We start from the raw sequence: 12,985 nt of genomic DNA, 5'->3' as shown, positions 1-12,985 counted from the left end.
TCCTGCTGTCTCATAGTGTGCTGGTAGCACAACAGAGAGGCAGCCGTCGATGTCCAGCCGCCACATCTCCTGGAACGCCGCCCTCCGCGACATTCGTGACGACCGCGCCAAGATCCCGGCCGGCCTGCTTGCCGCCAAAGCCTCCATCAACCTGACTGTCCACTATGACCGCCGCCCGCTGTTCGTAGCCGGCAAGTTCGATCGCTCCGCGATCATGCGAGCCGCCGCCAAGGCTGCGCACCTCCACCAGGCACGGTTCGGCTGCTCTTGGACCAACGCAATGTCGGTGGCGCTCAAGGCCGCCTGGGGCGCCGCTAAGCTCGCTCACCACATGGCCACACACTGAGGGGACGGGGGCCATGAACCACGCACTCCCCCTCGTCCTACGCTCGCCGACCCAGCGTCTCGCCCACGCTCGGCAGGATCACGCGACCTGCCTCGTCCTGGCCGCGTCGTACCGCGTCAGGCTCAGCCGCGCCGACGGCGATCCCGCAGACCTACGCCAGCGCCACATGTGGGCCATCGACCACGCACGGACGCTTCGTACCCGCTTCCCGGGCGCCCTGAGTGCCTCGCAGGCCTAACCGGCCTTCGACCGAAGCACCTGCCACCTTCGACCTTCCGCCACGAGCCCCATTCGGAGCGCGAAAGATGACTTGTGCTCGCATCCCCGATTTCAGCCAGTCCGCAGAGGGCTGTGGGACATGGCGGCCGGCTCGCTCCGCGCAGCACACTGACACGACAACTCGGCCTGGCACGGGCAGCGAACCCGCACCCAGCGTCTCGACCCCGACTTCAGAAGCGAGGCAAACCATGACTCAGAAGAGACCGCGCAGTCGCGCGGATGACCCCGAACGTCCAACAGTGGCGTCATTAGCCCTTCAAGTGAAGCTCGTCGCCCGTGAGGACGACGCAGAACTGAGGGCCCTGATCGAACGCTATGAGCAACTCCTGTGGGATTGGGAGGGGCTAACGAACCGGGCGCTCAAAGCGCTCGCTGTCCGGCCGAACCCTCAAGATGGGCGTGGCGATGCCGTACGTCGTTCTTGAGGACGTCGGCACGACGCGACGCCGGTCCCTGTCGGGCCGCCGTAGGCTTCAGGCCTGGGAGAGGACTGGCGGCACCTGTGTCATCTGTGATCGGCGTATCGACGGCGTGCGCGAGCGCTGGATCGTCGAACACATCCGAGCCCTCGAGCTCGGTGGGATGGATGACATCGACAACATGGGCCCCGCGCATGAGGCTTGCGGTCGAGAAAAGACGCGTGATGATAACGCCCGGGCCGCCGAGGCGAAACGGCAGAAGATCCGCCATTTGGGCGCCGCCGTCGTCGCTCGACCGCTGCCGGGTTCGCGGGCAGGCCCCCTCAAGCGAAAGGTCAACGGCACGGTGGTCCGTCGCGATCCGGCCGCTCATCGTTCCAGCAAGGCGAAGCTCGAGTCGGGGCCGGAGGAGGCCTTGCACTTCAATCCGACACCACTGTCAACGGATTTGAGGTTTGGATCAGGTGATCGGCTTTGTGCCCGACCTGCACCCTCCGCTAAGGTTCACGGGGCAGGAACGAAAAGTCAGATGGCGAATCAACCGCGGCTGCGCACACGTGAAATAATTCCAAATCCCGATGTCGATGCAGCCGCTTCAGGCGAAGTGAGGCCGGATATCCCCGCCCATCTCGCCTTCCTATTCGACGAGCGGCCCCTCCTGCCGGGCGAAGTCACAGACCAGTACGACGCGCTCCTGCGCAGCATCGTCCAGCAGGTCAAGCCCGTCGATGTGATTGAGGCGATCTGGGTCAAGGACGTTGTCGACCTTATTTGGGAGGCGAAACGGCTTCGCCGCTGGCGCCGTCAAATTTTGGTGCAGGCTCGGCTGAAAGCTGCCGAGGAGTTGATCAGCCCCGCCCTGCAGAATGCGGACCCGATGGGCATAGATAAGATCATTGGAGCACCATCGGCCGATGCACTTGCCACAGGTTGGGTGATCAATAATGAGGCCAAGAAAAAGGAGGTTGACGCACTGCTTCAAAAGCGAGGTCTCACGGCGGAGGATGTAACGGCACATGCCTTTATACTGAGCCTGCCCGCGATTGAGCGGATCGACAGGCTGGTGTCGATGGCTGACCAGCGCCGGGACGCGCTCCTACGCGAGATCGAGCGCAAGCGGGCGAGCTTCGCCCAACAGGTGCGCACCGCCACTGTCAGCGTTCTCGATGCTGACGACGCGGATATCCCATGACGTGCCGTTTCGAGGATTGACGTAGCGATGACCTCTGAGGCCGCCAAGCGTGCCAATCGCCGCAACGCTCAGGCCAGCACCGGCCCCCGCACACGGGCCGGCAAGGTCCGCTCAAAACAAAATGCGCGGAAGCACGGCCTCTCGGCGACGGACCCTAATCCTGAGAGATCGGGGGAGATCGAGCGTCTCGCTCAGCTGATCGTAGATGAGCATCACGCCGGTGCAGCCGCTCTAGGGGCTGCTCAAGAAGTTGCCGAAGCGCAGCTTCAGCTCCAGCGAGTCCGCACATTTAAGACCGCGCTGCTACGCAACACCCCACTTGCTCCAGACGGCAGAACGGGGGACGAGGATCGTCCAGCTGCCGAGCTTCTTCTCGAACTCTTCGAGCAGCTTGAAAAACTGGATCGGTACGAACGCCGGGCCTTGTCGCGACGGAAGTCCGCAATTCGTCGACTCGATGATTTTTTAGCTATTTTATCGTGACGATGTGTAAAGGTTAGAACGATTTTGACCACGTCGTCTGTCTGTTTGAATGACATGATAATTTTACACAAGTTGTTTGGCGCGCAATTGGTAGATTGGATTATATAAAAATTATCGGGAGCACGCAACACTGGCAGCATATACATCCGAGGTAATTTATGCAATTAATTCTAGTATCTAACCTGACTTAAAACATTCGAACCCTAGTTCTTCCCCAAACGGATCTAATTGGCCAGCTGCATCAAAGTTTTGTATCGCCAACCTAAATTAATACGAAATATAGTCGCGTAGCATGTCTCAACTAGAACGCGCGCCGTATCCCACACCAAATACAAACAAATCCTACAATCGTCTTTACGCAACTTGCCGACAAGGATTCAAACGCCGTCCATCTCCCTCGCTATTTTTTGGCAAAACGAACCCAATTACCGTTCCGTTTTTGAGGCCGCTGGGGATGAAGCGGAGCTCAGCAAACTGCTCTGACTATCTTATCGCTAAGGGCCGATCTCGTAGCGTTCGGCATCAAGTTTGCACTTGTAGACCGCCAGGGACGGTGCGGTCGCAAGTTGATCGCCTCGCTGCTCATAGAATTAACTGAATTTATATAATGTTAACCTTTTTGCAGGAGATATACAGATCAGGGAAGGGCTCAAGAATGCTCGATCATCACGGCGGACGAGCAGACCGCTCTGCACAAGGTGGCACGGCCCAGCGCTTTCTTGCGAAAGCACGTGACCACCGCGCCGCTGGCCGTCATGATCGGGCGCGCAACAACCTTAGCCGTGTGCTCGGTGCCGAACCGAACCACCCTGAGGCGCATTACGAGCTCGGCCAGCTCTTGGCTCCTAGTGCACCAGAAAAGGCTGTCGCACACTTTATTACCGCACTCAGAGGCGCTCCCGAGAAGCCGGCTTATTGGCTCGCTCTGGCCTCGGCGCTGCTCGCTGGCGAGAGGCTACCTGATGCACGCGCGATCTTAGAGAAGTACAAGACCCAGAGCTTCGGCGCTGAGTCGCTGGCGCTCGCTAAAGCGTTCGTTGAGCGCACCGTCACGGTAGCACAATCCCGCTACGATCTTGGAAAGTTCCAAGAGGCGGATGCGCTGATTGACCTTGTCATTCTTCTTGATGAGCATCACGCATACGCGACCTATCTTGCTGGAGCAGTCGCTGCCCGGACGAATCGAGCTGAGCTGGCCTTCGACTTGATCAGCATCGCGATATACCGCGAACCGAAGAACGCTCTGTTCTACAGTGGACTTAGCTCGGTTCTCACCAACCGTGGTGATCATGACGGCGCTATCTCTGCACTGGAGAAGGCGCTCAAACTCGATCCGGACCTGGCGATGGCACATGCCAACATCGCGGGCGTATATCAACGTCGATTCCGATACGGCGAGGCTCTGCGGCACGCTGAGCGGGCGATCGTCCTGGAGCCCGGAAATGCCGGCGCGCATAGCAACCGCGGCAGTGCCCTGCTGGCTCTCGGGCGCCTCGGCGAGGCGGTCGAAGCCTTCGACCGGGCGCTCGCACTCGATCCCTCCAAGCTGTTCGTCGCCTCCAATCGGCTTTTCGCCAAGCTGTATTCCGCCGATGTGCCGGCCGAGGAATACGCCGCGGACGCGCGGGCATTCGGCCAGCGCTTTGCAGATCCGCTCTTGCGAAACCGGCCGTTCGCCAATGATCGCGGCCCAGATCGTCCCCTACGCGTTGGCTTCGTCTCGGGTGACTTCTGCAACCATGCCCTGGTCCGCTTTTTTGAGCCGTACCTGCGTGCAGTCGACCGCGGGAGCTTCACGGCTTTCGCGTACATGACGCACGCGAGCGAGGACGCCGTTTCTGAACGACTGCGCCCGCTGTTTGATCGTTGGCATAACATCGCGGGGCTCGACGACGACGAGGCCGCCGACCTGATCGAACGCGACGCGGTCGACATCCTCATCGACCTGTCCGGACACAGCGCCGGCAACCGCTTGCTGGTGTTCGCGCGCAAGCCCGCGCCCGTTCAGGTCAGCTGGATCGGGCATCCCGCGACCACCGGGCTGACGGCGATCGATTATCGGTTGTCTGATTCACTCATCGATCCGATCGGGTCAGCCGAGGCCCTGCACACGGAGAAACTTTGGCGGTTGCCGAAGGTTTGGGTGACCTACGGGAGTCCCGATAATCTGCCGCCGGTGCGCGAGCGGGCGCCCTGTGAGGATACTGGCTACGTCACGTTCGGGTGCTTCAACCGCCTGACCAAGATTAGCGATGAGGCGTTGCAAACTTGGGCACGGATCATGGCGGCGGTGCCAGATGCTCGTCTGTTCATGGTGGTGGGAGATATCGCAGATCCAGACGTCCGCAGAGCTGTCGAGGAACGCCTTAACGCAGTCGGGATGCCGCTCGATCGAATAATTTTTCAGCCGCGCGTCAATAGCGACTATTATGAACTTTACCATCAAGTAGACATCGCCCTGGACCCATATCCGTACAACGGCGGCACGACCAGCTACGACACGCTGTCCATGGGCGTGCCGTTTGTGACGTTGCGCGGCGGCCATGCTGTGGCACGCCACGGCGTCTTAGTGCTCACGTCGGTCGGACTTCCGGAGTTAATCGCTGACAGCCCGGACGCTTATGTGGCGATCGCTCGAGATCTCGCCTGCGACCGCGTACGCCTCCGCGCGACCCGGAATTGTCTACGCGAGCGTATGCAAGCCAGTCCACTAATGGATCACCGCGGCTTCACCGATGATGTCGGCGCAGCTTTCAGGGGCATGTGGCAGCGTTGGCTTACGGCCAGTGCACCTCAGCTGTGATATTTGCTATTCGTAGGCGTAAGAACTCTTCCGCGATATCCCCTTGAACACAGCGATATAGACGCATAGCCAGTACGACTGTTTCTTACTGATCTGTAAGCACCACAGCGCCGCTATAGTTTTGCGCTGACGTTGCTGGCATCTCGGGTCGCAGCTTGCGTCGAGCCTCCACAGGCCGACGGTGTCACTCGAGTTCCCGCTCGATGCAGCATGTTCCCGCATGTTGCGTGAGATTTCGGATTTCTGCTTCGGGCGTTGTGATGAATCACGATACACGGCATTAACCGTCGGGGCGCGCCCGTGCGCCAGACCGATGGAAATTCCGTGAGCAGTCTGAAATTCGGAACCAGTGGCCTGCGGGGTCTCGTGACCGATCTCGTCGGTTGGCCGAGCTACGCGTACGCAAGCGCGTTCTTCCGCTCTGTCTCGTCAAACGGGGACCGCCGCCAGGTCGTAATCGGGCGCGACTTGCGCGACAGCAGCCCGGGCATCGCCGAAACGGTGGCGAGCGCTGCGGCCGCGGCCGGGTTCGAGGCGATCGATTGCGGTGCCCTCCCGACTCCGGCCCTCGCCCTTGAGGCGATGCGGCGGGGGGCCTACGCCGTCATGGTCACGGGCAGCCACATCCCCGAGGACCGCAACGGCCTGAAATTCTATCGACCCGACGGGGAGATCACCAAGGACGACGAGATCGCCATCCTGGCAGCCCTGGGGGATGTCACAGCCGTCGGCGAGATGCCGACATCAGGTCCGGCCACATCGGAACCCGGAGCCGTCGCGCGCTACCATCGGCGCTACAGCGACGCCTTCGCACCGGAGATCCTGGGGGGGCTGCGCATCGCGGTCTATCAGCAGAGCTCGGTCGCGCGCGACCTGCTGACCGATCTGCTCGCAAGCTTCGGGGCGAACGTGACGCCGATCGGCCGGTCGGAGACGTTCGTGCCGATCGATACCGAGGCGCATCGGCCTGAGGACATCGCCTTCATCCGCGAGGTCATGGCGTCCGGCGACTTCGACGCGCTCGTGACGACGGATGGTGATGCGGATCGGCCCCTGGTGGCCGATGGCGCCGGGCAGATCGTGCGTGGGGATGTGCTCGGGCTGATCACCGCCCGCTATCTCGGCGTCGATACGGTTGTAGTCCCGGTGACCGCCGGTTCGGCACTGGAGCAATCCGGTGGCTTCAGCCGCGTCGTACGCACCAAGGTCGGCTCGCCCTTCGTCATCGCCGGCATGGAGCAGGCGACGGAAGCCGGAGCGCAGGCCGTCGTCGGGTTCGAGGCGAATGGCGGCTTTTTGCTCGGATCGGATGTGACCCTCGGGGGCAGGGTTCTGCCCGCGCTGCCGACGCGGGACGCGATGCTGCCGATCCTGGCCGCACTCGCCGCAGCGCGCGCGGCCGGTACGTCGCTGGCCGATCTCGTCACCTCGCTCGATGCCGGGGAAATGGCGAGCGACCGGCTTCCCAACACGCCGTCGGAGCGAAGCGGCGCTTTTCTCGACCGGCTCCGCGACGAGGGCTTCCGAGGCGCATTCCTCCGGCCGATCGGTTCGCCGCAATCGGTCGATGAGCAGGACGGGATCCGGATCGGGCTCGACGGCGGGCGGTCGATCCATTTCCGAGCCTCGGGCAATGCCCCGGAACTGCGATGCTACGCGGAGGCAAAGACGGCGCGAGATGCCCAAGATCTCGTCCGCTGGGGGCTCACGGCAGCGGCGGCCGCCATGACGGAACAAGCCAGCTGATCTAGATAGCCAGCATGGGCAGGCTCGCCGAGGCGGCAACACGAGGCCGCCTCCCATTGCCGTAAACCCAAGCCGACACCAACGCTGAGCTCGATCTCAGACCAGGCAACCCCGCCGGGCCTTCGACCACCCACCGAGGCGGACTTACGCTCAGCAATCGCTGCGACATCGAGGGGCGTTGGGCGGTCGAGTTCCTGCACAGGACTTCACGGTATTGTATTCTGAGCAGACGAGAGTTTGTTGCCTGAAGCGAAGATGCCCTGGACCATCGGTCTGTTTGCGCCCGCGATCGAGGCAGACGCCAAGCATCGCGCGGCGCGGCGGCTGCATCGATCGGGCGCAATCGATACGTTCGACGCCCTGAGTTCGGTCAGCTTGCCATTGTTTTGCGGGCAAACATGGCGGCAGCGAACAGAACGGCAGATCCTGCTGCGACCAGACTGATCATCAAGACACGCCGGGGCTCCGTGGCAGAATCTGCCTTCACCGGCGCGGTGATCATATTGAAAAACTGCGGCTGCCGAGCGACCAGGATGCGTGCCCGGTCATACGCCTTCCGGACCTCCTCGGCGTACTTGACCGCCTCTTTCCGTTCGTGTTCGAGGGCCTCGAACCGCGTCAGTGCGCTCGCAAGCTGACGTTTCTGGTTCGGATCCTGACCCGTGGCTTGCCGCTCGATCCGGGCGATGTTGTCATCGAGATCCTTGATCTGCTGCTTGATATCGATGATCCGGCGGGATTCCGGGCCGAGATCCCGCTGGCCGATCGAGAGCTGAACGGCCAGGTTGATGCGGGCGCCCCGCAGTTCAGAGACGAGCTTCAGGTTGGCTTCGTTCGATTTTTGCGCGTCGAGCAGGCCTTCGCGATTGCGCAGATCCGTCTGGGCGAGGTCGAGCTTGGCGACGCGATCCTCGGCGATCTTCAATTCGCGGGTGCTTTGGACCAGAGCATCCTCGCGCGCCCTCATGCTGAGCTTGTCCAGCATCTGCTCGGCGTCGTTCAAAATCGCTTGCGTGATCGCCAGCGACTCGTCTGGATCGAAGGCCTCCACCGTCAGCCCCATGATGCCCGAGGCCGACTCGACATCGATGGACACCCGCCGCTTCCAGTAGCGAAGGGCTTTCTCGATCGGCTTCTCGGGGTCGAGGCGGGACGCGAAATCGACGCTGTCGCGGCCGAACCACTCGCGGATCGGGAGTTGCGCCTCGATCGTCTCCAGCATCGGCCGGCTCAGGATGTATTCCTGGGTGATCAGCGTGTCTTGCGCGATCGTCGAACTCACGACGCCCGCGCTGGTGCCAACCGCATCGGGGGCCGCCTTATCGGCCGTACCCACCGAGGGCCGGATGGCGAACTTCACCTCGGTCACGTAGCGATCCGAGGCGATGAGCCCATAGTACAGAGCGCCAGCCAGCGTCGGCACCACGAAGCAAACAACGAACAGAATCAGGATCCAGGGATCGCTTTTGACGTGGCTCTGGTAGGACGTGACACCCTTCTTGCGGTCCCGGAAGCTGGGAACGTTTGGCAATTGCCGCAGGACCTTGGCGATCGCCTTCTGATTCTGAGGGGAGGCGATGGGCTGTCCGCCGACCTTCCGTGCTTCCATGTTCATGGGCCAGTCCTTGGCGCTGACGGACCGCGTGGTTTCGAGACTCAGCCGGGTACCGGCGGCCTCTGTGCGGCTGCGTGCGTGTGCACTCCCATCCGCTCGCGGCGAAAGCATGTCGGGTCAGGCTGCAGGTATGCCGCTCCGACCGCGCGCCAAAAGAAGACGCCGTTTTGGAGTCGACCCAATTTATGGTCCACTTCGACAGCCGAGCCGAAACGACGCCGTTGACTGGTTTCGGCCAGCGGCTATCGAAGCCTCAAGACACAGAGAGTCCGCGCACGAACGTGGACCCTGAGGAAACGCCGGGCCCGCGGGCCCATGCCAGGAGGGCCGCCCATGTCGTCGCCATTCCACCCATCCCGCCGCCGGTTCCTGTCCGCAGGCTCGACGGCGATTCTCGCCGGGACGGTGGCCATGCCACACGTCGCGCGGGCGCAACGGGCGGACTTCACCTACAAATACGCGAACAACCTGCCCGATACGCACCCGATGAACATCCGCGCCCGCGAGATGGCGGAGGCGTTGCGCGTCGAGAGCGGCGGCCGGTTCGATCTCAAGATCTTCCCCACGAGCCAGCTCGGCTCGGACACCGACACGCTGAGCCAGCTGCGCTCGGGCAGCGTCGAGTTCTTCACGATGTCGCCGCTGATCCTCTCGACGCTTGTGCCCAACGCTTCGATCAACGGCATCGGCTACGCCTTCCCGGATTACGACGCGGTCTGGCCGGCGATGGACGGGGAGCTGGGCGCCTGGGTCCGCCAGCAGATCGCCAAGGCCAACCTCGTCGCCATGGAGAAGATCTGGGACAACGGCTACCGCCAGACCACCTCCTCGACGCGGCCGATCGCCAGCCCGGACGACTTCAAGGGTTTTCGGATCCGCGTGCCGGTCTCGCCGCTCTGGACCTCGATGTTCCGGGCCTTCGAGGCCGCCCCCGCCTCGATCAACCTGAACGAGACCTACTCGGCCCTCCAGACCAAGATCGTCGAGGGCCAGGAGAACCCGCTCGCGGTGATCGCCACGACCAAGTTCTACGAGGTGCAGAAATACTGCTCGCTCACCAACCACATGTGGGACGGCTACTGGTTCCTGGCGAACCGCCGCGCCTGGGAGCGCATCCCCGAGGACCTGCGCACGATGGTCGCCCGCCACATCAACGCGGCCGGGATGAAGGAGCGGGCCGACGTCGCCAAGCTCAATGCCAGCCTCCAGGAGGACCTGACCAAGGGCGGCCTCGTGTTCAACAAGCCCGATCCGGAGCCCTTTCGCGAGAAGCTGCGCAAGGCCGGCTTCTACGCCGAATGGAAAGGCCGGTACGGCGAGGAGGGGTGGTCCCTCCTGGAGAAGGCTTGCGGGAAGCTCGCATGAGCGGCCGGGCGGGGCCGGCGCCGCGCGGCGGCGTCGCGCCCTGTTCCCGGCGGGTGATGAATCTCACCCATTTTCTGCGCCGGGCGGCCCGCCGCTGGCCCGACGCGATCGGCCTCGCCTGGGGCGACCGGACTTGGAGCTGGGGCGCCCTCGACGCCCGGGTTGACGCCATGGCGGCGGCGCTGGCGGCGCGCGGCGTCACCAAGGGCGACCGGGTGCTGGTCCAGGCCCGCAACGGCAACCCGCTGTTCGAATCGATGTTCGTCTGTTTCCGACTCGGCGCCGTCTGGGTGCCGACGAATTTCCGGCAGACGCCCGCGGAGGTCGCCTATCTCGCCAGCGCCAGCGGCGCCGCGGCGCTGATCTGCGGCACGGAGTTCCCCGACCACGCCGCCGCGATCCGCGCGGCCGCACCCGTGCTGGGCCTCGTGCTCGAGATCGGCGGCTCCACCTTCGGGCTGGATTACGACGCCCTGGTCGACGCGCATGCGGGGGAGGCGGCCCCGACCGCCGATGTCGAGCACGACGATCCGTGCTGGTTCTTCTTTACCTCGGGGACCACCGGCCGGCCGAAGGCGGCGGTGCTCACCCACGGCCAGATGGCCTTCGTCATCACCAACCATCTCTGCGACCTGATGCCGGGCACCACCGAGGCCGACGCCTCCCTGGTCGTCGCGCCGCTCTCGCACGGCGCCGGCATCCATCAGCTCGCCCAAGTCGCGGCCGGCGCGAAGACGGTGCTCACCGGCGGCGCGCGCCTGGACCCCGCGGAGGTCTGGTCCCTGGTGGAGCGGTGGCGGATCACCAATCTGTTCACGGTGCCGACCATCGTGAAGCTCATCACCGAGCACCCGGCGGTCGCGGCCCACGATCACACCAGCCTGCGCCATGTGATCTACGCTGGCGCGCCGATGTACCGGGAGGATCAGAAGCGGGCGCTACGGGCGCTCGGGCCGGTGCTGGTCCAGTATTTCGGGCTCGGCGAGGTGACCGGCAACATCACCGTGCTGCCGCCACGTCTCCATGCCGCCGAGGACGGGCCGGGGGTGAAGGTGGGCACCTGCGGGTTCGAGCGCACCGGCATGCAGGTGCAGATCCAGGACGGGGCAGGGCGGGAATTGCCGGCGGGCGAAACCGGCGAGATCTGCGTCTGCGGCCCGGCGGTGTTCGCAGGCTACTACGACAACCCGGAGGCCAACGCGGCGGCGTTCCGGAACGGCTGGTTCCGGACCGGCGATCTCGGCCACCTCGACCCGGAAGGGTTTTTGTTCATTACCGGCCGCGCCTCGGACATGTACATCTCCGGCGGGTCGAACGTGTATCCGCGCGAGACCGAGGAGAAGCTGCTGCGGCACCCTGCCATCGCCGAGGCCGCGATTCTGGGCGTACCCGACCCGGCCTGGGGCGAGATCGGCGTGGCGGTCTGTGTCGTCCGTCCCGGGGCCGAAATCACCGAGACCGCGCTGATCGCATGGCTCTCCGGCGAGGTCGCCCGCTACAAACTGCCGAAGCGGGTGTTCTTCTGGGACGCATTGCCGAAATCCGGCTACGGCAAGATCACCAAGCAGTCGATCCGCCAGGAACTCGAAGCCCGGAATTGCCTACTCCTCGAGGCAGGTCCCGCTGTCAAACGGTGAGGGCGCGGGCGACTGCATTCGCTGCACTGCACGAGCCGGATATAGTCCTTAGATCAATCCGATGAAGATTCCGTGTCCAGGCATGCCTTTTCTGCATGGCAGGCCACTTGAGCCCCCCCTGACACGCAATCCCGGGCGGGCACATATTGCACCGCAGCAACCGGGCGCATGGCCCGGTCCTTGTTCGGGATCAGGCACGATGGCGACCCTCGCGTATCTCGTTGGCTTTCGCGCTGAGCGTTCGCTTCTCGGCCAAGTCGCGAACCGCCTCGAAAGCGCGCTGAAGCGCGTCGCCAACGGTCGCTATGCCGAGCAGCGCGCGCGCATCGTGCGCACCGGCGGCGCCGGGATGATCTGACCGGCGGAGACGCCCTAAGTCAGACGCGCCCGCGCCACCTCCACCACCGCCTCGGCGGTGATGCCGAAGTGGCGAAATAAGGCTTCCGGCGCCCCGGACGCGCCGAAGCCGGTCATGCCGACGAAGCCGCCCGTCTCGCCGATCCAGCGGTCCCAGCCGAAGCGCGTAGGTGCGGTGATCGACGAGATCGGGACCGAACGTGGCGGCGAGCTTGGCCTCGGCCACGGCCATGCCGACGGCGTTGGCGATGCCCTGCCCGAGGGGCCCGGTGGTCGCCTCGATGCCGAGCTCGGGGGCGATCTCCGGATGGCCGTGGGTGTGCGAGCCGAGCTCGCGGAAGCGCCGGATCCGCTCCATCGGCAGACCAGCATAGCCGGCGAGATGAAGCGCAGCATAGAGCAGCATCGAGCCGTGCCCGTTCGAGAGCACGAAGCGGTCGCGGTCCGGCCATTCCGGGTCGGCTGGGTTGCACTTCAGGTGACGTGTGAACAGCGCCACCGCGATCTCTGCACAGCCAAGCGGCGCGCCGGAATGCCCATCACCCGCCGGCTCGATGGCGTCGAGGGACAGGAAGCGGATCGCGTCGGCCATCCGGGCGGTGAGGGCTTCTCGAGTCTCCGGCATCGCGGTAGCTCGGGGCTCAGGCGTGCGTCAGGGTCTCCAAAGGGCTCAGCCCTTTGGCGGGGTATCGGGGCGGAGCCCTGATGGACCAGGCTGCTCGAGAGCAGGGCTTTGCCCTGGA

10 protein-coding genes and 1 pseudogene are annotated in these 12,985 nt (G+C 63.9%); 8 read left to right on the top strand and 3 right to left on the bottom strand.

Annotated features, from left to right (window positions below; translation table 11 throughout):
- Positions 1 to 49 precede the first annotated feature (49 nt).
- From MKK65_RS18510 to MKK65_RS18485, 6 genes are all read left to right on the top strand, one after another.
- Positions 50 to 346: a hypothetical protein gene (locus tag MKK65_RS18510; RefSeq protein ID WP_243959570.1), complete on the top strand. Its 297-nt coding sequence runs from the start codon at positions 50 to 52 to the stop codon at positions 344 to 346.
- Between the two features lie 13 nt (positions 347 to 359).
- A complete protein-coding gene (locus MKK65_RS18505; protein WP_243959568.1) occupies positions 360 to 584 on the top strand; it encodes a hypothetical protein in 225 nt (74 codons plus the stop codon).
- A gap of 434 nt (positions 585 to 1,018) precedes the next feature.
- Entirely contained in the window at positions 1,019 to 2,236 is a 1,218-nt protein-coding gene (locus tag MKK65_RS18500; protein ID WP_243959566.1) for an HNH endonuclease signature motif containing protein, read from the top strand.
- Between the two features lie 27 nt (positions 2,237 to 2,263).
- Positions 2,264 to 2,719: a hypothetical protein gene (locus MKK65_RS18495; protein WP_243959564.1), complete on the top strand. Its 456-nt coding sequence runs from the start codon at positions 2,264 to 2,266 to the stop codon at positions 2,717 to 2,719.
- A gap of 655 nt (positions 2,720 to 3,374) precedes the next feature.
- The gene (locus MKK65_RS18490; protein WP_243959563.1) at positions 3,375 to 5,522 is read left to right on the top strand and encodes a tetratricopeptide repeat protein; all 2,148 of its coding nucleotides are present in this window, start codon (positions 3,375 to 3,377) and stop codon (positions 5,520 to 5,522) included.
- A gap of 324 nt (positions 5,523 to 5,846) precedes the next feature.
- A complete protein-coding gene (locus MKK65_RS18485; protein ID WP_243959561.1) occupies positions 5,847 to 7,268 on the top strand; it encodes a phosphomannomutase in 1,422 nt (473 codons plus the stop codon).
- Positions 7,269 to 7,638: 370 nt separating this feature from the next.
- On the opposite strand, the gene MKK65_RS18480 is transcribed toward MKK65_RS18485, so the two are convergent.
- Positions 7,639 to 8,883, bottom strand: coding sequence for a capsule biosynthesis protein (locus MKK65_RS18480; protein WP_243959593.1), 1,245 nt, complete (start codon positions 8,881 to 8,883; stop codon positions 7,639 to 7,641).
- Positions 8,884 to 9,216: 333 nt separating this feature from the next.
- Here MKK65_RS18480 and MKK65_RS18475 point away from each other — a divergent pair, with 333 nt between their 5' ends.
- Together MKK65_RS18475 and MKK65_RS18470 are read left to right on the top strand one after the other, a co-directional pair.
- Complete coding sequence (locus tag MKK65_RS18475; protein WP_243959559.1) at positions 9,217 to 10,248, top strand: TRAP transporter substrate-binding protein; 1,032 nt, start codon at positions 9,217 to 9,219, stop codon at positions 10,246 to 10,248.
- The gene (locus MKK65_RS18470) at positions 10,245 to 11,885 is read left to right on the top strand and encodes an acyl-CoA synthetase (protein ID WP_243959556.1); all 1,641 of its coding nucleotides are present in this window, start codon (positions 10,245 to 10,247) and stop codon (positions 11,883 to 11,885) included. Before MKK65_RS18475 ends, MKK65_RS18470 begins: the two co-directional genes overlap by 4 nt.
- A gap of 372 nt (positions 11,886 to 12,257) precedes the next feature.
- Here MKK65_RS18470 and MKK65_RS31575 read toward each other — a convergent pair whose 3' ends face one another.
- Both MKK65_RS31575 and MKK65_RS18465 read right to left on the bottom strand, forming a co-directional pair.
- Positions 12,258 to 12,386, bottom strand: a complete 129-nt coding sequence (locus MKK65_RS31575; RefSeq protein ID WP_409565452.1) for a hypothetical protein — start codon at positions 12,384 to 12,386, stop codon at positions 12,258 to 12,260.
- Positions 12,387 to 12,402: 16 nt separating this feature from the next.
- Positions 12,403 to 12,867: pseudogene (locus MKK65_RS18465) on the bottom strand (transketolase); the annotation flags it as partial.
- Positions 12,868 to 12,985 lie beyond the last annotated feature (118 nt).

Source organism: Methylobacterium sp. J-001 (assembly GCF_022829565.1).
Taxonomy (GTDB): domain Bacteria; phylum Pseudomonadota; class Alphaproteobacteria; order Rhizobiales; family Beijerinckiaceae; genus Methylobacterium.
Note: the sequence above shows the minus strand (reverse complement) of the source record. Positions and strands in the feature narration are given on the sequence as shown.